We start from the raw sequence: 20577 nt of genomic DNA, 5'->3' as shown, positions 1-20577 counted from the left end.
TTTATGAGTGAGTTACAAGCATATATAAAAAACAGGAAGAAAAATAAAGCTTGGACGGTTAAGAGGATAAAAGAGTATAGCTATGAAATAAGTATGGATATACCCGCTGATGAGTTTAGACTTTCTCTTTCAAATATTAAAAATGAGCAAGGAGAAGGAGGATATTCAGAGGTTTATGATGATAATGACATAGTTATTTTGAAAGAAAAGGTTGAATCAACTGGAGAATTTAGAGAGCTTATTACTGGGATATCTGATGAGGTGATTGAGTTTTGGGATGAAAGAAGTTATGGAGTTGATATTATCGGAAGAGATTTATCTATGCTGCTACTTGAGAATGATGCAGAACCAAGGACATATGAAAATATTACCCTTACTTCACTAACTCAAAACATTGCTGGACGATATGGGTTTACTGTAATTATAAATCCTGCTTTTGATAAGCCTATTAAAAAAATAACTGTAGAGCCTGGAACAACGGAGTGGGATTTGTTATCCGAAGAAGCTAAAAAACTAGGGATGTGGCTTTGGTGTACTGCTAGTGGTGAAATAGTTGCTGATGTTTTAAACTACAAAGAAGAACCCTATATTACTTTTTCTAATGATTTTATTCCAGGTGCAATTTTTATGCTAGGATTTAAGAAAACTAAAAAAGGTGCTGACATTAAAAGTGAATGCTGGGTTAGAGGACAAGGTAAAAAGTCTTTTATTTCTAAATTCGTTGAAGCTACACTTCAAAAGTATGGATATGTAAGAAGAAAAGTAATAGAAGATGCAGATGCAAAGGATCCTGCGAATGCAGAAAAAATAGGAGAGAGAAATGTGAAAGATAGCTTGAAAGGTTCTTTTGAGCTTGAGATTAAAGTCTCTGGAAAAACGAATATAGAGGTAAACAAGACTGCAAAGGTTAGTGATAAGAATACACGAACTTATGGAGTCTATTTTATTGTAGGATACAGACATGTTAAAAATGAGAATGAGGGAAATGTTAAGTATGTAAGACTTAGACCTCTATGGGAGGGATTATAGTGGCAAGAGGAATGACAAAGAAGGGACTTAATAGTAATAGTATTAATATAGGGACTATTACAACATCATCAAATAAAGTAAGTGCTGAGGGTTCTGGGGAATACAGAGGGATGCTTAAAACTGCTACTTTTGGTATTATGTCTAAACCTAAAGTAGGGCAGAATCTTATTATAACTAAACCTTATTCTGACCCTAACATGGCTTTAGCTTCCGATGTGGTTTTAGATGAAGAGATTAAGGTAAAGGATAAGGTTAGTGGAGCATTAAAGCCTGTATCTGATGTAACACTCGAAGAAGGAGAAACGCTCCTTTATAGTGAAGGTGGTGCAACTATTAAGCTATGTAATGACGGAAGAATTATTTTAAACAGAAAGCTAGTAATTAAACCTGATGGAACTACAGAAATACTTAGTGGAGATGATGCTTTATGATGAAGGATTATCAGATTGATGATATGAATTTAGTGCAGCAATATAATGATATTAAAGTAGTTCAAGGTCTAGATGCCAAGAAGCAAAGTATATTACTTAGACTCTCTATTAGAAGGGGGTCTTTTTTATATGATGAAAAGCTAGGTTCTAGGCTTTATTTAACTTACAAAGAAAAGAAGAGCAAGCAGCTCGACATGGCAAAGTTTTATGTTTATGAAGCTTTAGAAGATGAAGAAGATATTGAAATTGTTGATGTAGTGCCTGAGTGGCTAGATTATACAAAGAAAAGAATGAAAGTTACTGTTTATTTTAAATGGTTAGGGCTTGAAGCTAATGTTATTAAGGAGGTGGTATAGTTGTCTTTTTATAAAAAAACACAAGATGGACTAACTCAGGAACTACTCGCTGAATTTGCTCTGGCCATAGGTGCTGATAAAATTTCTTCTGCATCTGAGATAGCAGTAAAAGCTAAGATTTATGCATCTAAATTTGAGGGGATTTATTACAACCAAGAGTACATTCTTAACCAGGCATTTCCTCAGACTGCTGATGAAGAAAATCTTCCTAAGCATGGCTATATTTGGAATACTGATAGAAAAATGCCTACCCCTGCTGTAGGTCCTGTGATACTCGGAAGAACAACAGCATACGCAAGTAATATTGTTATTCCAAAAGATACAATTATTTCTACTGATCCTAATGCATTTGGTAAACTAGTTATTTCAAAAACTCAGCAAGAAGTTACTTTAATTGCTGGACAGTTAGAAGTTAGTGTAAATGTAAAAACTGATATTACAGGATATGAAGCTAATTTACCTGCAGGTAGTCTTACTGTTATTAATAATCCTCCGACTGGTCTAGAATTTGTAAGGCAAGAGGTTGATTTATCAGATGGAACAGATATTGAGGATTTAGAAGTATACAGGCAAAGGGTTTTATTAAGAAGAAGAAAGCCTCCAAGAGGTGGTACCTTTACAGATTATGAATTATGGGCTCTTGATGTACCTGGAGTAACAGTTGCTAAGGCTTTTCCAGTTCCAAGAGGAAATAATACTGTAGATGTTTTAATTGCTACAGCTTCAGGGATACCATCTGATGGGCTAGTAGCTACCGTTTTGAATTATATTTTAAGTAAAAGGCCAATGCTTGCAGATGTTCATGTGCTTAAACCTACTCCTAAATCTATTAATGTTACTGTAAGTATAAAACCTAAAGCAGGATATAGTTTTGCTACATTACAGCCATTAGCTATATCAGCTATAGAGCAGTATATATCAACTTTAGAAATAGGAACTGAGGTACTCGTATCTGGGATTATTGATAAAGTTAAGGATATAAACGGAGTCTATGATGTTAGTGTTTCGATTCCTTCATCTAATGTGGATCTGTTATCTACTGAAATGGCAGAAGTAGGTGTTATAAATGTCAACGAACTATAAAGATATAATCAAAAGTGAGCTTCCTGATGGCATGTATTTTGACTCTGAGGGCAATGAAGTAGACATAACAGCTATGGGAATACAATTTGACAAAGTACAAGCAGATGTAAACAAGCTTGAAAAAGAAATTATAGTTGTTACTGCTGAAGATGAGGGACTGAAAAGAGAAGAAGAAGCATTTGACATAGGTTTTTCCGATGGAAAAAAAGTTGATTTAAGAAGGTCAGCAATCATAGGAAGATATCGTTCGGATGATTTGTCTTCTGTTCCTCTTATTAAATCAATTGCTGAAGCTTTTACAAATGGTGAGGTAGAAGTAACTGAACACTTTGAAGATACTTATCTTACTATAAAGTTTGTAGGAACAATGGGAGTGCCAGAAGGTCTAGAGGATTTAAAAGTAATCTTAAGAGAAGCAGTATTAGCTCATGTCGGAATAGAATATGAGTTTATTTTTATGACTTGGGACCAGTTTGATAGCTATAACAAAACTTGGGATATGTGGGATGCTCTGAACCTAATGTGGGATGAGTTTGAAGCATATAAAGAATAGAGAGGTGATATAATGCCAAGTTTATTAAAAACAGCTTTTTTACAACTTAATAAGTGGGCAGGGAATGAGTATCCCAAGAGAGAGGATTTTGTCTCTGACAATGAAAAAATAGATGCATTTGCCGATGACATTAGTTCACAAATATCTCAGAAAGTATCTACAACTGATTTAAATCAGCTAGTTTCAGCTGAATCTATACTAACGAAAATAAAAACAGTAGACGGAGCGGGTAGTGGATTAGATGCTGATTTAATAGATGGGAAACATGCTGCAGATTTTGTAAATGCCATTGCTATAGGCTCTAACTCTGACCCAAATACAACACTAGAATCATATATTTTATCAAATCATGCAAATAGCCCAAGTAGCTCATATTATTGGCATATTCAAACACTTTTTTATAGCACAAAAGCAGTAAACAGTAATAGAGTTCAGATAGCAACATCTTACAATTCGGATAACAATATGTATATAAGAAGATATTTCAATAATGCTTGGAGTGATTGGACAAGGTTAATGAAAGATGGTGACAGTATGATAAAAAGTATTCAAAGGGGAAGTAATGTACTAAATTCAACAACTATAACTCAAGCGATATCAGCTATTAATATTAATAAGTCAACTATAAATTTAATGCTAAAAGCTGGTCTGAGCCAAGATGCTTCAAGAATTACCATATCAGCAGAATTTGCTAGTTCAAGTAGTATAAGTATAACCTCTAATTATACAGGATCATATTATGCGATTTGGGAAGTAATCGAATTTGTTTAGGAGGGGATAATGATGAAAAATTATGCTACAATTGACGATTCAAACATATGTATAGGGGTTTCTCAGCTTAATGCAGAAGTAAATGATTCTAATTTAATTGAAATAGAAAAGTGCGATGAATATTATCTTCACAGAAAATATGAAAATGGTATATGGAGCAAAGAAACATATTTACCTAAAAAAACTTCATTTGATTATCTTGATTTAGAGCAATACATGTTAGATGTAGAATTTAGGTTAACTATGATTGAATTAGGAGGAATGTAAAAATGCCCACGTATATTTTAGCTAAAAGAGTAATAACAAATGCCAACTACAAAACTCAAACTGAGAAAGATGAAATGCAGTTCAAATTTGATGCGTTTCTACTCAACAATAGAGTAACTCAAGATGAGTACAATGAGCTGACTCAGATATTATTAGATAAGCAATTTGTACAATAATTTAATAGTGTGTATTAATACACACTCATACACATTAAAGTGACAAAGTACTATTTTTTTATTATAATCCCCTTAATGAAATAAAAAAGGGGGGAATGAAATTGAATAATTTAGATAAAATCATAAAAGCTGATAGAATTAAAGAAGCAGTAGAAATGGGGTTAAGCCTTTTTGATCCAGTTGCTTTAGGAGTTAAGGCAGTGAACATTGGAGTTAAAAAAGGATTAGATTATTATAATGTTTTAAAGATACACAATTTTTTCAAAGGATTTGGAGATGGCGCTATCGATGAAGAAGAAATTAAAGAAAAAATAAAAAAGATAGATATTAATATTCTTTTTAATATTTTAGACAAGCAAAGTAAAAGTGATAATTTAATAATTAATACTCTATGTGGTGGAATAATATATACAGCACATTTTAAAGAAAAGAGAGAAATATCTTATAAAGAACTCAATGCTCTTGATTTACTTCTTTCATTTAGCATAAGAGATTTGAAGAATTTTTTTAGATTGGTTTATTTAAATAATACAATCGGACAAACAGAAATAATAGGAATAAATCCTAAAGATTTTGAAGGTCATAAAATCTATAATTCTTCAGTTACAATGCAAAAAATGAAGCTTTATGGATATTTAGAATATGGAGTTTTTACAGAAAATGGTATTGACGCTACAGAAAGCTGTAATGACTTGATAAAACAAATTAGACATCTTAAAGTTTTGCTTATTTCTTATGAAGAATTAGCTGAAGAGAAAGATATAATAGAAAAATTATTACAATAAATAATAGAGCCTTCGGGCTCTTTTTTCTTGCGAAAATTGGAGGTGCTCATGCAAATAGAACTTAGCATAATTTTTAGTACAGTGGTAGCTTTGCTTGGAGTTTATGCAACTTATCTTAAAATAACTACTGAGAATAAAAGACTGCAAGAAATTAGAGAAAAAGAAATGATGGCTGAAAAAGAAAAACAGACTGAAAGACATATTGAACTCAGGAAATCAATTGAATATATAGGTGTAGATGTTCAGTCTATGACGAAAAAAATGGACTCAATGGATACGAAGTTTGATTCTTTGGATAGAAGGGTGACTATTGTAGAAGAATCTTCAAAGTCGGCTCATAAAAGGATTGATGGAGTTGAAAAAAAGTGTGAATTAAGAAATGAAAGGAGGCAATGATGTCACCAAGAAAATCTATATCAGAACTTGAAGCAGAACTTAAGGCTGCTAAAGAAAAAGAAGAATATAAGAAAAGAGAACGAAGATATGTTGAAGCAAGTAAGCTAACTCTCTTTATTATAGTAGGCATCGTGATAGGTGCCTTTTTTATTGCTTCTTACTTGGCAATAATAACTGGAGATACCTCTTCAGCTACAAATAACCTCGAAATTCTCACAAATTGGGCACAAATAGTCCTCGTGGCTATAATTGCTAAGTCAGGCTTTGAAAATCTCTCTAAAGGCAAAATAAGAAGTCAAATTATTAAGAACAAAATTGAAAATAAAGAAGAGTTGATTGAGGGTTCAGAAGATTTCAGAAATGGGGTTTAATATGCAAGATTTCATAGATAAAGTATTGCCTGGAGCTATAAAAGGATATTTAGAACATAATATTTTACCATCTCTGACAATTGCACAAGCAATTTTAGAAAGTAATTCAGGCAAATCTCAGCTGGCCATAAAAGGAAATAATTTATTTGGGATTAAGGCAGATTCTAGATGGACTGGTAAAAAGATAAATTTTCCCACTAAGGAATTTATTAAAGGAAAAGAGATAACAGTTAATGCTTACTTTAGAGCATATGACTCATTTGCTGAGTCGGTTGAGGACCATACAAAGTTTTTACTTACTAAGCGTTATGAAAAAGTAAGAAGCTCAAAGAATTATGAAGAAGCAGCTAACGAGATATGGAAAGCTGGATATGCTACTGACCCAAAATATCCAAATAAGTTAATCAGCATCATAGAACAATATAAGCTTTATGAATATGACAAAGAAGAAGGTGAGGTTTTGATAAACAGAAATAAGATTCTTGAAGCAGCTCTCATGCTTCAAAGTAAAGGTGTTAAATATAGGTTAGGAGCAAAGGCTGTTCCGCCATCTATACCTAAGGAGTTAGATTGCTCAGGCTTTGTAAGATACTGCTACTTATATGCAGGAGCTAATGTAAAAGATGGAACTTATTATCAATTCAATAATAGCAATTCAATAAAACATGCAGATTTAAGAGTAGGTGATTTAGGTTTTATGCAGACACCCGATTCACCAGGCACAAACCATGTCGGCATTTATGCAGGAGATGGAAAGTGGATTCATTGCAATTTTAGTAGGAATGGAATTACTTTAGAAAAAACTAATATATTTCCTTATGCTCGCAGATTCAAGGGAATTAGTTTTACTAATGTTAAGATTGAGGAGGATGAAGACATGGCCAGAAAGCCTGTATCACAAAAAGAACTAGATTATGGCATAGCTGCAATAAATAATTTAGCAAAGCTTAATATCATAAATAGCCCAGAGCGTCACATAAAGGACCTTAAAGAATATCCTTGGGACTGGAAAATGTGGGTTGTGCAGAATAATATCGCAGAGAAATGTGGAGGTGCTAAATGAAGATAGATTGGAAAAGGAAGTTATCTAGCAGGAAGTTTTGGGCAGCTCTTATAGGTTTTATAACGGCTATACTTGTAGCTATTAATTTTACTGAAGCTGAAATAGCTCAAATTACAGCTATAGTTTCAGCATTTGCTACTCTGATTATATATATTCTCACTGAGGGATATGTGGACGGAAAAAGAGAAGAGAATAATATAGAAATTTAAGATTATGCTCTACCTTTATTGGTAGGGCTTTTTTTATTTGCTTTTGATATAATTGTTAATAAAAAGGAGGAATAGAGTTGAACGGTATATCGTTTTTTTATGGGGTAGTATCAGGAATCTTAATTTTTGGTTTTACATTAGCATTTAATGATTATAATTTATTTGGAATTGGATTATCAGATGCGTGGATAGCTTTCTTAGGTGCAATAGTGGGAGGGATTATTACAATAACAGGAGTTTATTTTACACTTAAACAGAACAGAGAATTAATGGAAGAATCCCATAATAAACAAATGAAGTTAATGTTAACACAAATAAGGACTCAATTTTGGATGGAGAAATTTTCAGATGCAATTGTTTTTGCTGAAGATATTAATAATAAAATAAATTTATTTATAAAAAAATATAATACTTATGATTTAGCTTCTAGAAATATTGATATAAATTTTTTTAACGAAAAAATAAATGATATTGATAAACACTCAAAAACATTTTATCCAAAACTGATTTCTGATGAAAATCTTAGCAAATCACTTATAGAACTAAAAGATTATCTTAGAGAATTAGATACATATATAAAAGTAAATTATAATGAGAAAAGTGAGAGTAAAATTGATGGAAAAGAAATTGAATATAATAACAACACATATTCAATTTATTTAGAAAATCTCAAAAAATATGTGGAATAATTAAAAATAAAATAAAATTCTGATAAAAGTAAAAAAATAGTATTAAAATACCTTTCCTACTTAATTATATATTCGGAAAGGTATTTTGTTTTAAAATATTTCTAATTTTTATCTACATTATAATAGATATATATTTTTCGACAGATTCTTGTATTCTTTTTGTTCTTGGGAATCCACCATTAAGATATCTAGCAATACTATCCCTGCCAACTCTTAATTCTTTAGCGCATTCTTCATAACTATGCCCATGGTATTTAATAGCTTTATATAGTTTTTCAGCAAAAGTATTCTCAGGTAGCCCATCGAAACCACCAACAAAAGAAATTGTTTCATTAGTAGCGTAAGCTACTTTTTTTATGGTATCAATACGAGGAGACCTTTTTATTTCTGCTTTTGTGATTGCACCCTCGGATAAATTACATAATTTAGCAAAATCTTTAACATCAAGATTGAGTTTCTTCCTTATAATATATATATTGTTATTAGTAGTTATTATTTCATGGCCATTATATGGGGTGATAACTGCACGGATGCCCTTGTGGAAATTTTTTGAATCAATCAAAGGCTTGCAGCTGCAACGATAATAAGATAAAAACATATCTATCTAGAGCCTCAACTCCTATTTTGGATAGAATGGATATTTTTGTCGAAACTTCTCCTATTCCTTATGAAGATTTGGTAGTGGAAATTGATGAGGAGGACTCAGCTACAATTAAGAAAAGGGTAGAAAAAGCAGTTGAAATTCAAAAAAATAGATTTAAATCCTTGAAAATTAATTACAATAGTCAGATGAATTCTAGGCAAATAACAAAATATTGCATACTCTCAAAGGAAGCAAAAAACTTGCTTGAGGCAGCTTTTAAACAAAGTAATTTGACAGCAAGAAGCTATCATAGGATTTTAAAAGTATCTCGTACAATTGCAGATTTGGATTCAAGTGAATTAATTAATATAAATCATATAGCAGAAGCTCTGAATTTCCGGAAAACATTTCATAAGTATTGGGATTAGAATGATTTTAAAATACGAAATTTTCAAAATTTTCACTGAAAGGATTGACTATGAGCCGAAAAAAGTTATTTTTATCATTATTTAAGAAACTCTCGATTGAAAGACTTGTTTATATAGATTCTACTATTGAAGAAGATAATAAGATTCCGAGTATTCAAGAAATGAACAATTCTATTAATTCATCTATAGTTGATAATGAGTTATATTCCTCTAAATATGATTATTTTATTCAAATAGAAAACTATATTGAAAAGCATAATCTAAATTATTTGACATATTTTGATGATAAATATCCTCAAAAGCTAAGAGAGATAGCACAAGCCCCAAGACTCTTATATTACAAGGGAAATTTAGATAATGTCGGGAATCTATCAATAGCTATAGTAGGAACGAGAAAACCATCAAATTATGGAATATGGGCGGCAAATAAATTCTCAAAAGAACTGGCTTTTAATGGATTTTGTGTAATTAGCGGAATGGCCTCTGGCATTGATAAATATGCTCACCAAGGAGCCTTGGAAAGTGATGGAAAAACTATATGCGTACTAGGCTCATCGATAACAAAGCCATACCCTAAAACCAATGCTAAGTTGATGCAAAGTGTGATTGATTCAGGAGGATTGGTGATAAGTGAGTATTCTGATTTAAGCCCTATTATTCCTGCTAATTTTGCTTTCAGAAATAGAATTGTAAGTGGGTTGTCAGATGGAATATTGATAATTGAAGCTGGAATGAAAAGTGGAACACTCATTACTGCGGATTTTGGATTGGAGCAGGGTAAAAATATTTTTGCAGTACCAGGAAGCATTGACTCTCTTTCTAGTATTGGTACAAACAACCTAATAAAGCAAGGCGCACAATTAGTAACCTGTGTAAATGATGTTTTAGAAGCTTATGGAATGGATTATGGAAATGCGGTGACAGGCAGTAAAGATATGAGCTCTCTTTCTGAGATAGAAAGAACTATATATGGTTGTATTCAAAGTAAGGGAATATGTACTGCTGATATGATATCAATTCATACTTCATTAAATATTAAAGATGTAACAGGAATTCTCAATATCTTGGATATAAAGTCATTCATTAATTATGATGGGCATATAGCAAGTATAAAAACATAATGTGTATTGAAATAATTCATTATTTAATATATAATCCATAAAGCATTCAAAATTCAGAATATTATCTTTTAAAAAAAATATAATATTATAGCTCTAATGCTTATTACAGCTAATTAAGGTTAAGGTTAGTATATGAATCAAATTTGTTTTTATTTGACAAAATTGAATTTTAAATATATAAATAGATTCGTATCGTTTTTTAAAGCAAATTGTTTTATTCATATTATATATAAGCAATCAGATAAAATATTTGAGGTGAAATAATGGGAAAAAATTTGGTTATCGTAGAATCACCTGCGAAAGCTAAGACAATTGGAAAATTTCTAGGCAAAAACTATACGGTTAAGGCTTCTGTAGGACATATTCGAGATTTGCCAAAAAGCAAATTGGGTGTTGATGTAGAAAATGATTTTGAACCACAGTACATCACAATAAGGGGAAAAGGAAGCGTAGTAAATGAATTAAAAAAACAAGCAAAAAAATCTGATAAGGTATATCTAGCAACTGACCCCGATAGAGAGGGAGAGGCTATTTCATGGCATCTTGCTTATCTATTAGGACTAAATGAAGAAGAACCTATAAGAATTGAATTCAATGAAATAACAAAAGATGCAATAAAAAAAGCTATCAAGCATCCTAGGAAAATAGACAGACCTCTTGTAGATGCTCAGCAAGCTAGAAGAGTAGTAGATAGATTAGTGGGTTACAAAATCAGCCCGATTTTATGGGCTAAAATAAGAAAGGGCTTAAGTGCTGGTAGAGTTCAGTCTGTTACAACAAAGCTGATTTGTGATAGAGAAAATGAAATTAATGCGTTTGAACCTGAAGAGTATTGGTCTATTGATGCAATTACTCAAATCGACAAGAAAAATAAAGTAGACTTTAAGTTTTATGGTGATGAAAAAGGTAAAATAGAATTGCATAGTAAAGATGAAGTAGACTTAATTTTAAAATCAATAAAAAACAAAGATCTAGTGGTAAAAGCTGTAGAAAAAAAAGAAAGAAAAAGAAGCGCGCCAAAGCCTTTTACTACAAGCTCACTCCAGCAGGAAGCATCAGGCAAACTGTCGTTTACTACAAAAAAGACAATGATAGTAGCTCAGCAACTTTATGAAGGGGTAGATATAAAAGGCAAGGGAAGCCTTGGGCTTATAACATATATTAGAACTGATTCCTTTAGAATATCGGATGAAGCTCAAGAAAATGCAAAAAACTATATTAATGATAAATATGGAAAAGACTATTTTAAGAAGTATCAGAATAATTCTAAATCAAAAAAGAAAATTCAAGATGCTCATGAATGTATTAGACCTTCTTATGTAGATTTAGCACCAGAAGATATAGAAGACTCGCTTTCTAAGGAACAGTTTAAACTATATAAATTAATCTGGGAACGATTTATCGCAACAATGATGGCAGATGCAATATATGATTCCCAGAATATAAGTGCATCAATCGACAAATATATTTTTAAAACAAATGGTTCAAAGCTGAAATTCGATGGTTTTATGAAAGTATATAGTTTTAGCTCACAAGAGGAGACTATTTTACCAGACATGAAAGAAGCAAGTGTTTTTCCTGTAAAAAAGATAGATCCAAAACAACATTTTACTCAGCCGCCTGCAAGATATAGTGAGGCTAGCCTTGTAAAAACTTTAGAGGAGCTAGGAATAGGAAGACCTAGTACTTACGCACCAACGATTTCAACTATACTGCAAAGAGATTATGTAGAAAAAAAAAGCAATAGCTTGATTCCTACGGAGCTAGGATTTATAGTAACAGAAATAATGAGTGAGAATTTCAAAGAAATCGTTGATTATACATTTACAGCTGATATGGAAAACAATTTAGATAAGATAGAAGATGGAGAAATTGAATGGCAAAATATAGTTAAAGATTTTTATTCTCCTCTAGAAGAATCTATAGAAAAAGCTGTTGAAAATATAGAAAAGGTTATTTTGGAAGAAAAAACTGATGAAATTTGTGATATATGTGGATCTGAAATGGTAATTAAATTTGGAAGATTTGGCAAATTTATAGCATGCAAAAACTATCCTGAATGCAAGGGAACTAAGCCTATACTTGAGAGAATCGGAATCAAATGTCCAGAATGTAGTGATGGAGATGTAATAATTAGAAAAACAAAAAAAGGAAGAATTTTTTATGGATGTTCTTCTTTCCCAAAGTGCAGATTTGTTTCATGGGATAGACCAAATGGAGAAAAGTGTCCTAAATGTGATTCTTTCTTGGTTTTATCTAAAACTAAAACCACTGAAAAAATAAAATGTTCAAACAAAGAGTGCGATTATGAAAAATAGGTAAAAAAGCTTGAATATTTTTATAAGTTGTGATATTATTTTTTGTGGTATTGAAATACTTTAGAAAATTTAAAAAATTCAAAAAATAATACTAAATTCTCTAAAAACAATAAATTTATAAATATAATAAATGTGTAGAAACAAAAAGGAGAGAATAAGATGTCAAGCTTATTATTAGAAAAAACAAGAAAAATCAATAAGATTCTTCAAAACTCAGGTTCAAACCCAGTATCATTTACGGAGCTTAGCAAAACATTAAAAGACGTTTTAAATGCCAATGTATATATTGTAAGTTCTAAAGGAAAGGCTCTTGGTGTTGAACTCACTCATATGTCAGACAGTTCAACTATTATTGATGAAAAAACAGGAGAAGAAAGACTACCAGATAGTTATATTGAATCAGTTAATCGCATATTTGAAACTATATCAAATTTAACTCAAGAAAAGCTTTTAGAGGTTTTTAAAGATGACGTAAAAAGCTATGAGAAATATGCAACAATTGTACCTATAATGGGAAGTGGACAAAGACTAGGAACTCTTATTTTATCAAGATATGAAAGTAAGTTTTCTGATGAGGATTTGATACTTGCTGAATATAGTGCAACTGTTGTTGGCCTAGAAATTCTAAGAGCTAGAAGCGAAGAATTAGAAGATGAAATGAGAAGCAAAGCCGTAGTTCAAATGGCTATAAATACATTATCATACTCAGAGCTTGAAGCTGTTGAGCACATCTTTAATGAACTTAATGGCGATGAAGGACTTCTAGTTGCTAGTAAAATAGCTGATAGAGTTGGGATTACTCGTTCTGTTATAGTAAATGCACTTAGAAAGTTTGAAAGTGCTGGGGTAATTGAATCACGTTCTCTTGGAATGAAGGGTACTCACATTAAAATCCTAAATGACAAACTGCTAGATGAACTTAAAAAGAATAAGCACTAGTAATTACAACCCGGCTATTTGTCCGGGTTTTTTTATGTATAAAATTGTATAAGGATTAGCAAATTATATTTGATTGATTAATCGTTTAGTTTATTATTCAAATACTTAATTTTATCCATAATCATATTAAAGGAGTTATAATAATTTATATTATTATTACAAGGAGTTATTTTTATGAAAAAACCACTGGCAGATATCGTAAGACCTAAAAAAATTGATGAAATAGTTGGACAAGAACATTTGACAGGGACTGACGGAGTACTCTATCGGGCTATAGAGAATAATATCATACCAAATATGATATTTTATGGCCCGCCTGGAGTCGGAAAAACAAGTGTAGCAAATATTATTGCAAATTCTTGCAATAAATCTATACACATGTTAAATGCAACCTATACTAAAACAGAAGAAGTAAAAGAAATATTAAAGGATTCTAAGCTTCAAACTCTTGACAGTAAAGAGATTATATATATAGATGAAATACAAAATTTTAATAAAAAACAGCAACAAATTCTTTTAGATTATATTGAAAAAGGGGACATTGTTCTTATAGCTAGCACCACTGAAAATCCATATCACTATGTATATAAAGCGCTACTCAGTAGATGCTTTGTGCTTGAGTTTAAAGCCTTAGAGCATAAAGATATAAAAAAAGGGGTGCAAGTTCTTATTGCATCTTTAAAAAATGACACTTACAAAATTAAGATAGATGATATTGCATTAGATAATATTGCTCATTATGCAGATGGGGATATGAGAAAAGCAGTCAATTTAATAGAACTTATTTTACAGTTATATGAAGATGAAAATGAAATCAATATTAGTATTGAACTTTTGAAGAAGTTAAATATATCAAAGCAGCTTATGTATGATATAAGTGGAGATAGTCACTACGATATTTTAAGCGCATTCCAAAAATCAATAAGGGGTAGCGATACAGATGCCTCACTTCACTATTTAGCTAGGCTTATTAAATCAGGTGACTTGAAATCTATTTGCAGAAGATTGCTTGTGATTGCTTCAGAGGATATTGGGCTAGCTTATCCTAATGCTATAACTATAATAAAAAGCTGCGTTGATAGTGCTCTTCATTTAGGATTTCCAGAAGCTAGGATACCTCTTGCCCAAGCAGTTATATTATTAGCAACATCACCTAAATCCAATTCAGTTATTAAAGCAATTGATAGCGCTATGGATGATTTAGAAAAGTTTTCAGTTGGGGATATACCTATTCATTTAAAGGATGCACATTATTTAGGAGCGCAGAATTTGGATAGAGGAATAGATTATAAGTATCCGCACAATTTTGAGAATAATTATGTGGTGCAACAATATCTACCTGACGCAATAAAAACTAGGGTATATTACCAATCGCAAAAAAATAAATTCGAAACGAGCATTAAAAATTATTGGAAAGATATTAAAAAATAATTGATTGTCTTTTGATTGACAAAGAAAAGACACTAAGCTATAATAAAATTAATTCATAGTAAATGACTAGGAATTGTGAAAAGAGGTTATAAACGTGAAACTATCAACGAAAGGAAGATATGGACTTAAAGCCATTTTTGAATTAGCGCTAAAGGAAGAGGAAAATCTTCCACTTTCATTAAAGTATATTGCAGACAAGAATGGACTTTCAGAGCAGTACTTAGAACAAATCTTTGCTATATTAAAAAAATCAGGTTTAGTAAAAAGTGTAAGAGGAGCTCAAGGTGGTTATTATCTTAGCAAGCCGTCCTCACAAATCACAGTAGGTCAAGTACTTAGAGCTTTAGAAGGACCTATGGCTCCATCTGATTGTGTTTTAGAAGAAGATGCTGATTGCGAGAACTCTGACTTTTGTGTTACCAAAGTAGTTTGGCAAAGAATTAAAGATAGTGTAGATAGTGTTATAGATTCTGTAACGTTAAAAGATATGGTTTTAGATCATAAACTAAAAAGTAGCAAAAATAATTTTAAGGAGATGTGATTTATGGAGCAAAAAAGAGTTTATCTTGACAATGCAGCGACTACTCCGGTAAAAAAAGAAGTTCTAGATGCTATGATACCTTACTTTACAAATAATTATGGAAACCCATCTAGTATACATTTCTTTGGCAGAGAGGTTAGAAAACCTGTAGATGAAGCTAGAGAAAAAGTAGCAAAGTTATTAGGGGCTGCAAGTAATGAAATATATTTTACTGCAGGTGGATCGGAATCGGATAACTGGGCAATAAAAGGTGCAGCTTTTAAATTGATGAATAAAGGTAAGCATATAATAACAACTAAAATTGAGCACCATGCTGTGCTTCACACTTGTGAATACTTAGAAAAAGAGCATGGATTTCAAATAACTTATTTAGATGTAAACAAGGATGGCTTAGTAGATTTAGATAATTTTAAAAGTAATCTTAGAGATGATACAATTTTAGTTAGCATAATGTTTGCCAACAATGAAATTGGAACAATTCAGCCTATAAGAGAAATCGGCCAAATTTGTAAAGATAAAGGGATTGTTTTCCATACAGATGCAGTACAGGCAGTTGGGAATATAAAAATTGATGTAAAAGAACTTAATATAGATATGCTATCACTTTCAGCTCATAAAATTTATGGGCCTAAAGGAATAGGTGCTCTTTATATTAAAAATGGAGTTAAGCTAGATAACTTAATCCATGGTGGAGCGCAGGAGCGTAAAAAAAGAGCTGGAACAGAAAACGTACCTGGAATTATAGGTCTTGGAAAAGCTTGTGAAATCGCAAATGATAATTTGGAGAGTCATATTTCTAAGCTTACTAATTTAAGAGAAAGACTTATGAATGGAATTTTAAATGAAATACCTCATACTATTGTAACAGGAAGTAGAGAAAGTAGACTACCTGGAACTGCAAGTTTTTGTTTTAAGTTTATAGAAGGTGAGGCTTTGCTTCTGAGCTTAGATTTAGTTGGTATAGCAGGCTCGAGTGGTTCAGCTTGTACATCTGGTTCACTTGACCCTTCTCATGTGCTTATGGCACTTGGACTTACTCATGAGATAGCTCATGGATCTTTACGACTTAGCTTATCAGATTTTACAACGGAAGAGGAAGTTGATTACGTAATTGAGAAGCTTCCGCCGATTATCGATAGACTTAGAAAAATGTCACCATTATATGAAGATTTTTTGAAGGGAGAATCAGTTAATGTATAGCGATAAAGTTATGGACCATTTTACAAATCCTAGAAATGTTGGAGAAATTGAAGGTGCAGATGGTGTTGGAGAAGTTGGAAATGCCAAATGTGGAGATATAATGAAAATATATCTTAAAGTAGAAGATAATGTGATTCAGGATGTAAAATTTAAAACTTATGGATGTGGCTCAGCCATAGCAAGCTCTAGCATGGCTACAGAAATGATTAAAGGCAAGACTGTTCAAGAAGCTTTAAATTTAACAAACAAAGCAGTTGCAGAAGCTTTGGATGGTCTTCCTCCAGTAAAAATGCACTGCTCAGTTTTAGCAGAGCAAGCAATAAAGAAAGCTCTTCAAGACTATGCGCTAAAGAATAATTTAACTATTGAAGGATTAACTGATGTTGAGTTTGATGATGATCACGATCATCATGATGATATAGAAGAAGATTAATATTGATTTTTGTAGTCTAAGACTATATAATTGTATCAATATAATTTTAATACCAAACGGCTATGATAAGAATAGTAAAGTAGCTTAATTGCCTTACAGAGAGGGGATATATGCTGAAAGTCCCTAGGTTATTATTACTTGAAGCTGCCTTTGAGCCTGACTGTCTAATAAATAGTCACGTTAACTACGTTACAGTTAGATTAAGTGGCCAATTGGCAATTAGGGTGGTACCGCGATTTAACCTCGTCCCTGTGATATAATAGTTATCATAGGAACGAGGTTTTTAATTGTAGTAAATGTAAGTGAACACCTATATTAAGTCATTATAAAATTTGAAATTTAGAAATTAAGTTTATTATATTTGTTGAGGAGGTTATACAGTGAAGAATTTAGGAGTAAATGAGATTAGAGAAAAGTATTTAAGTTTTTTTCGTTCGAAAGATCATTATTCTAGAAGTAGCTTTTCTTTAGTACCAGAAAATGATAAAAGTCTTTTGCTTATAAATGCAGGCATGGCTCCAATGAAAAATTATTTTATGGGGCTAGAGACTCCGCCTAATAAGAGAATGGCTACCTGCCAAAAGTGTGTTAGAACAGGAGATATCGAAAATGTTGGAAAAACTGCTAGACATGCTACTTTTTTTGAAATGCTTGGAAATTTTTCTTTTGGAGATTATTTCAAAAAAGAAGCTATTGCATGGGCGTGGGAGTTTGTTACAAAAGATTTAGAGCTAAATCCAGATGATTTATGGGTTACAGTGTATTTAGAAGATGATGAGGCCTTTGATATATGGGAAAAGGATATAAATGTTCCTAAAGAAAGAATTGTTCGACTTGGAAAAGAAGATAATTTTTGGGAGATAGGAACAGGAACAGGTCCTTGTGGTCCGTGCTCAGAAATATATATAGATAGAGGAAAAGAATTTGGATGTTCTGACCCTGATTGTAAACCAGGATGTGACTGCGATAGATTCTTAGAATTTTGGAATTTAGTTTTTACTCAGTTTAATAAAGATGAAGATGGAAACTATAACCCACTTCCAAATCCAAATATTGATACTGGTATGGGATTAGAAAGAATGGCATGCATCATGCAGGGTGTAGATAGTATTTTTGATATAGACACTATGAAAAGCATCAGAGACAATGTATGCGAGTTATCAGGCAAAGAATATGGAAAATCAACTGAAACAGATGTTTCCATTAGATTGATTACTGACCATTCTAGAGCAGTGACTTTCTTGATTTCAGATGGAGTTCTTCCTTCGAATGAAGGTAGAGGCTATGTGTTAAGAAGGTTAATAAGAAGAGCTGCAAGACATGGAAGATTATTAGGAATAAAAAATAACTTTCTAGTTAAGCTTATGGAAACTGTAATAGAAAATTATGGCGAGGCATATCCAGATTTAGTGGAGAAAAAAGAGTATATCAAAAAAATATTAACCGTTGAAGAAGAAAAATTTTCAGAAACCTTGGATCAAGGGATGGTTATTTTAAAAGAGTATATGGATAAAATTAAGTCAGAATCTAAAGATGTTTTAAGTGGTGAAGACGCATTTAGATTATACGACACTTATGGCTTCCCTATAGAATTGACATTGGAAATCGTTGAGGAGTATGGACTAAAGGTTGATGAGGATGGATTCAAAGCTGAAATGCAAAAGCAAAAAGAAAGAGCTCGCTCTGCAAGGACAGATAAAGGTGTAGAGGGATGGAAGGAAACTGCTGACACACTTACTTTTTCTATCGAAAAAAATGAATTTATTGGATATAATGAGCTTGAAGCATCGGCTCAAATTAAAGATATCATATTTGATAACCAGAAAATAGATATCTTATCAGAGGGGCAAGCAGGAGAACTGGTTTTTGAAAAAACTCCATTTTATGCAGAATCAGGTGGACAAGTAGCTGATAAAGGGATTGTAAAAAGTGAAAATTTTGTGGCTGAAGTCAAGGATGTCCAAAAATCTCATAATGGACTATTTATCCATAGAGTAGAAGTTGTATCAGGAGAAGCTAAACTTTCGGATAAATGTGAATTAGTAGTCGATGAAAAGCTAAGAAAGTCTACTCAAAGAAACCATACTTGTACTCATCTTTTGCATAAAGCTTTAAGACAAGTACTAGGTGCTCACATACATCAAGCAGGCTCTTTGGTTTCTGATACTAGATTAAGATTCGATTTTACTCATTTTGAACCTATTACTTCTGAGCAGTTAAGTCAAATTGAAAATATGGTGAATGAAGCTATATTTAAAGCTTATCCAGTTAAAGTAGAAGTAATGAATATAGAAGAAGCAAAAAAATCTGGTGCTATGGCTTTATTTGATGAGAAGTATGAAGATAATGTAAGAGTTGTTTCTGTAGGAGAATTTTCTACTGAGCTTTGCGGAGGAACGCATGTAAGCAATTCTTCTGATATCGGTATGTTTAAAATTCTTTCTGAATCTGGAATTGCTTCTGGAGTAAGAAGAATTGAAGCAATTACTGGAAGTAATGTATATCAATATTTATTGGAAAAAGAAGCTGTTCTTGATGAGATAAAATCTTTAGTAAAATCAAATGAAGACAACCTAGTAATTAAATTATCTCAAACTATTGAAGATTATAAGACAGCTCAAAAAGAACTTTCAAAGCTAAAATCAGAAATTGCAAAGAATCAGATTAATGAAATTTTAGAGGGAGCTAAAGATATTGATGGTATTAAATATGTATATAGCTCATTTGAAGATTTAGATGATGAAACACTTAGAAATGTAGCAGAAAATGTAATTGATAAAATAGAAAATTCTGTTGTACTACTAAGCAGCTATTTTGAAAATAAAATTTCGTTTGTTTGTATGGTATCAAAAGGTGCACTTCAAAAAGGTGTTCATGCTGGAAAATTCATAAAAGAAGTGTCTTCACTAACAGGCGGCGGTGGAGGTGGAAAACCTAATATGGCTCAAGCTGGTGGTAAAGATATCTCAAAATTAGGCGAGGCTATGAAGCAATCTGAGACGATATTAAAAACTTTCATAAATTCTTAATTAAATGGATTTTAGAGTATAAAGGAGCCTTTCTGGCTCCTTTATACTTGATTTAATTTGTTTTATATAATATCATAACTAACATAGATAGTTGTAAAGGAGGAGAAATAATGAACGATAATATGGATTTTACTATGAAGTTTGAGCATAAAAAAGACGAAGAGAAAATGGACGAAAAGGAAGTAGTTAATTTTGTATATGAAGCATTGAAAGAAAAAGGCTACAATCCCGTAAATCAGCTTGTAGGATATATGCTTTCTGGAGATCCAACTTATATAACTAGTCATAAAAATGCCAGAACGATAATAAGAAAGTATGAAAGAGACGAATTACTAGAAACTATAATTAGGGAATATCTAGAGGGAAAATAATTTT

At 31.8% G+C, this 20577-nt stretch carries 25 protein-coding genes and 1 other annotated feature; of the genes, 24 read left to right on the top strand and 1 reads right to left on the bottom strand.

Going from position 1 to position 20577, the window contains the following annotated elements:
• Positions 1-3 precede the first annotated feature (3 nt).
• The 14 genes from CLOST_RS07725 to CLOST_RS07665 all read left to right on the top strand — a co-directional run bounded on the left by CLOST_RS07725 (position 4) and on the right by CLOST_RS07665 (position 8179).
• Positions 4-1029, top strand: coding sequence for a hypothetical protein (locus CLOST_RS07725; RefSeq protein WP_013361728.1), 1026 nt, complete (start codon positions 4-6; stop codon positions 1027-1029).
• Positions 1029-1460, top strand: a complete 432-nt coding sequence (locus CLOST_RS07720) for a hypothetical protein (RefSeq protein ID WP_013361727.1) — start codon at positions 1029-1031, stop codon at positions 1458-1460. The genes CLOST_RS07725 and CLOST_RS07720 overlap by 1 nt, the downstream gene beginning before the upstream one ends.
• The gene (locus CLOST_RS07715; protein WP_013361726.1) at positions 1457-1816 is read left to right on the top strand and encodes a hypothetical protein; all 360 of its coding nucleotides are present in this window, start codon (positions 1457-1459) and stop codon (positions 1814-1816) included. Before CLOST_RS07720 ends, CLOST_RS07715 begins: the two co-directional genes overlap by 4 nt.
• Entirely contained in the window at positions 1817-2899 is a 1083-nt protein-coding gene (locus tag CLOST_RS07710) for a baseplate J/gp47 family protein (protein ID WP_013361725.1), read from the top strand.
• Positions 2883-3452, top strand: coding sequence for a putative phage tail protein (locus CLOST_RS07705; RefSeq protein WP_013361724.1), 570 nt, complete (start codon positions 2883-2885; stop codon positions 3450-3452). The genes CLOST_RS07710 and CLOST_RS07705 overlap by 17 nt, the downstream gene beginning before the upstream one ends.
• Positions 3453-3464: 12 nt before the next feature.
• Positions 3465-4223, top strand: coding sequence for a pyocin knob domain-containing protein (locus tag CLOST_RS07700; protein WP_013361723.1), 759 nt, complete (start codon positions 3465-3467; stop codon positions 4221-4223).
• Between the two features lie 9 nt (positions 4224-4232).
• A complete protein-coding gene (locus tag CLOST_RS07695) occupies positions 4233-4490 on the top strand; it encodes a hypothetical protein (protein WP_013361722.1) in 258 nt (85 codons plus the stop codon).
• A 2-nt stretch (positions 4491-4492) separates the two neighbouring features.
• Positions 4493-4666: a hypothetical protein gene (locus CLOST_RS13880; RefSeq protein WP_013361721.1), complete on the top strand. Its 174-nt coding sequence runs from the start codon at positions 4493-4495 to the stop codon at positions 4664-4666.
• Between the two features lie 101 nt (positions 4667-4767).
• Positions 4768-5451, top strand: a complete 684-nt coding sequence (locus tag CLOST_RS07690; protein ID WP_013361720.1) for a hypothetical protein — start codon at positions 4768-4770, stop codon at positions 5449-5451.
• 48 nt (positions 5452-5499) lie between these two features.
• Positions 5500-5847 (top strand): hypothetical protein, encoded by a 348-nt coding sequence (locus CLOST_RS07685; protein WP_013361719.1) that lies wholly within the window; start codon positions 5500-5502, stop codon positions 5845-5847.
• Complete coding sequence (locus CLOST_RS07680; protein WP_041487152.1) at positions 5847-6218, top strand: hypothetical protein; 372 nt, start codon at positions 5847-5849, stop codon at positions 6216-6218. The genes CLOST_RS07685 and CLOST_RS07680 overlap by 1 nt, the downstream gene beginning before the upstream one ends.
• A 1-nt stretch (position 6219) precedes the next feature.
• Positions 6220-7281, top strand: coding sequence for a glucosaminidase domain-containing protein (locus CLOST_RS13575; protein ID WP_013361717.1), 1062 nt, complete (start codon positions 6220-6222; stop codon positions 7279-7281).
• Positions 7278-7490: a phage holin family protein gene (locus CLOST_RS07670; RefSeq protein ID WP_013361716.1), complete on the top strand. Its 213-nt coding sequence runs from the start codon at positions 7278-7280 to the stop codon at positions 7488-7490. Before CLOST_RS13575 ends, CLOST_RS07670 begins: the two co-directional genes overlap by 4 nt.
• A 77-nt stretch (positions 7491-7567) precedes the next feature.
• Positions 7568-8179 carry a hypothetical protein gene (locus CLOST_RS07665; protein ID WP_013361715.1) on the top strand — a complete coding sequence of 204 codons (612 nt, stop codon included), beginning with the start codon at positions 7568-7570 and terminating at the stop codon, positions 8177-8179.
• Positions 8180-8291: 112 nt separating this feature from the next.
• Here CLOST_RS07665 and CLOST_RS07660 read toward each other — a convergent pair whose 3' ends face one another.
• The gene (locus CLOST_RS07660) at positions 8292-8741 is read right to left on the bottom strand and encodes a helix-turn-helix domain-containing protein (protein WP_013361714.1); all 450 of its coding nucleotides are present in this window, start codon (positions 8739-8741) and stop codon (positions 8292-8294) included.
• Here CLOST_RS07660 and CLOST_RS07655 point away from each other — a divergent pair.
• The 10 genes from CLOST_RS07655 (at position 8729) to CLOST_RS07610 (ending at position 20573) form a co-directional block, all read left to right on the top strand.
• Positions 8729-9190, top strand: coding sequence for a magnesium chelatase subunit ChlI family protein (locus CLOST_RS07655; protein WP_041487151.1), 462 nt, complete (start codon positions 8729-8731; stop codon positions 9188-9190). The two genes, CLOST_RS07660 and CLOST_RS07655, sit on opposite strands and share 13 nt — an antisense overlap.
• A 50-nt stretch (positions 9191-9240) precedes the next feature.
• Complete coding sequence (gene dprA / locus CLOST_RS07650; protein WP_013361712.1) at positions 9241-10311, top strand: DNA-processing protein DprA; 1071 nt, start codon at positions 9241-9243, stop codon at positions 10309-10311.
• 263 nt (positions 10312-10574) lie between these two features.
• On the top strand, positions 10575-12629 hold the full coding sequence (gene topA, locus CLOST_RS07645) for a type I DNA topoisomerase (protein ID WP_013361711.1): 2055 nt from the start codon (positions 10575-10577) through the stop codon (positions 12627-12629).
• A 159-nt stretch (positions 12630-12788) separates the two neighbouring features.
• Positions 12789-13568, top strand: coding sequence for a GTP-sensing pleiotropic transcriptional regulator CodY (gene codY / locus CLOST_RS07640; protein WP_013361710.1), 780 nt, complete (start codon positions 12789-12791; stop codon positions 13566-13568).
• A gap of 174 nt (positions 13569-13742) precedes the next feature.
• Positions 13743-14999 (top strand): replication-associated recombination protein A, encoded by a 1257-nt coding sequence (locus tag CLOST_RS07635; RefSeq protein ID WP_013361709.1) that lies wholly within the window; start codon positions 13743-13745, stop codon positions 14997-14999.
• A gap of 94 nt (positions 15000-15093) precedes the next feature.
• Positions 15094-15540 carry an RrF2 family transcriptional regulator gene (locus CLOST_RS07630; RefSeq protein WP_013361708.1) on the top strand — a complete coding sequence of 149 codons (447 nt, stop codon included), beginning with the start codon at positions 15094-15096 and terminating at the stop codon, positions 15538-15540.
• Positions 15541-15543: 3 nt separating this feature from the next.
• The gene (gene nifS, locus CLOST_RS07625) at positions 15544-16740 is read left to right on the top strand and encodes a cysteine desulfurase NifS (RefSeq protein WP_013361707.1); all 1197 of its coding nucleotides are present in this window, start codon (positions 15544-15546) and stop codon (positions 16738-16740) included.
• Positions 16733-17173 (top strand): Fe-S cluster assembly scaffold protein NifU, encoded by a 441-nt coding sequence (gene nifU, locus CLOST_RS07620; protein ID WP_041487150.1) that lies wholly within the window; start codon positions 16733-16735, stop codon positions 17171-17173. The genes nifS and nifU overlap by 8 nt, the downstream gene beginning before the upstream one ends.
• A 53-nt stretch (positions 17174-17226) precedes the next feature.
• Positions 17227-17427: a binding site (T-box leader), on the top strand.
• A 126-nt stretch (positions 17428-17553) separates the two neighbouring features.
• Positions 17554-20202 carry an alanine--tRNA ligase gene (alaS, locus tag CLOST_RS07615; protein ID WP_013361704.1) on the top strand — a complete coding sequence of 883 codons (2649 nt, stop codon included), beginning with the start codon at positions 17554-17556 and terminating at the stop codon, positions 20200-20202.
• A 110-nt stretch (positions 20203-20312) separates the two neighbouring features.
• Positions 20313-20573: an IreB family regulatory phosphoprotein gene (locus CLOST_RS07610; RefSeq protein WP_013361703.1), complete on the top strand. Its 261-nt coding sequence runs from the start codon at positions 20313-20315 to the stop codon at positions 20571-20573.
• Positions 20574-20577: the final 4 nt, after the last annotated feature.

The organism is Acetoanaerobium sticklandii, from assembly GCF_000196455.1.
GTDB lineage: Bacteria > Bacillota > Clostridia > Peptostreptococcales > Filifactoraceae > Acetoanaerobium > Acetoanaerobium sticklandii.
This window is presented reverse-complemented; position numbering and strand designations above follow the sequence as displayed.

Excerpts from the sequence above, each read along its gene's own strand:
- CLOST_RS07725 (WP_013361728.1), top strand. The coding sequence starts at position 4 with ATGAGTGAGTTACAAGCATATATAAAAAACAGGAAGAAAAATAAAGCT.
- CLOST_RS07715 (WP_013361726.1), top strand. The coding sequence starts at position 1,457 with ATGATGAAGGATTATCAGATTGATGATATGAATTTAGTGCAGCAATAT.
- CLOST_RS07705 (WP_013361724.1), top strand. The coding sequence starts at position 2,883 with ATGTCAACGAACTATAAAGATATAATCAAAAGTGAGCTTCCTGATGGC.
- CLOST_RS07700 (WP_013361723.1), top strand. The coding sequence starts at position 3,465 with ATGCCAAGTTTATTAAAAACAGCTTTTTTACAACTTAATAAGTGGGCA.
- CLOST_RS07695 (WP_013361722.1), top strand. The coding sequence starts at position 4,233 with ATGATGAAAAATTATGCTACAATTGACGATTCAAACATATGTATAGGG.
- CLOST_RS13880 (WP_013361721.1), top strand. The coding sequence starts at position 4,493 with ATGCCCACGTATATTTTAGCTAAAAGAGTAATAACAAATGCCAACTAC.
- CLOST_RS07685 (WP_013361719.1), top strand. The coding sequence starts at position 5,500 with ATGCAAATAGAACTTAGCATAATTTTTAGTACAGTGGTAGCTTTGCTT.
- CLOST_RS07680 (WP_041487152.1), top strand. The coding sequence starts at position 5,847 with ATGTCACCAAGAAAATCTATATCAGAACTTGAAGCAGAACTTAAGGCT.
- CLOST_RS13575 (WP_013361717.1), top strand. The coding sequence starts at position 6,220 with ATGCAAGATTTCATAGATAAAGTATTGCCTGGAGCTATAAAAGGATAT.
- CLOST_RS07670 (WP_013361716.1), top strand. The coding sequence starts at position 7,278 with ATGAAGATAGATTGGAAAAGGAAGTTATCTAGCAGGAAGTTTTGGGCA.
- dprA (WP_013361712.1), top strand. The coding sequence starts at position 9,241 with ATGAGCCGAAAAAAGTTATTTTTATCATTATTTAAGAAACTCTCGATT.
- topA (WP_013361711.1), top strand. The coding sequence starts at position 10,575 with ATGGGAAAAAATTTGGTTATCGTAGAATCACCTGCGAAAGCTAAGACA.
- codY (WP_013361710.1), top strand. The coding sequence starts at position 12,789 with ATGTCAAGCTTATTATTAGAAAAAACAAGAAAAATCAATAAGATTCTT.
- CLOST_RS07635 (WP_013361709.1), top strand. The coding sequence starts at position 13,743 with ATGAAAAAACCACTGGCAGATATCGTAAGACCTAAAAAAATTGATGAA.
- nifS (WP_013361707.1), top strand. The coding sequence starts at position 15,544 with ATGGAGCAAAAAAGAGTTTATCTTGACAATGCAGCGACTACTCCGGTA.
- nifU (WP_041487150.1), top strand. The coding sequence starts at position 16,733 with ATGTATAGCGATAAAGTTATGGACCATTTTACAAATCCTAGAAATGTT.
- CLOST_RS07610 (WP_013361703.1), top strand. The coding sequence starts at position 20,313 with ATGAACGATAATATGGATTTTACTATGAAGTTTGAGCATAAAAAAGAC.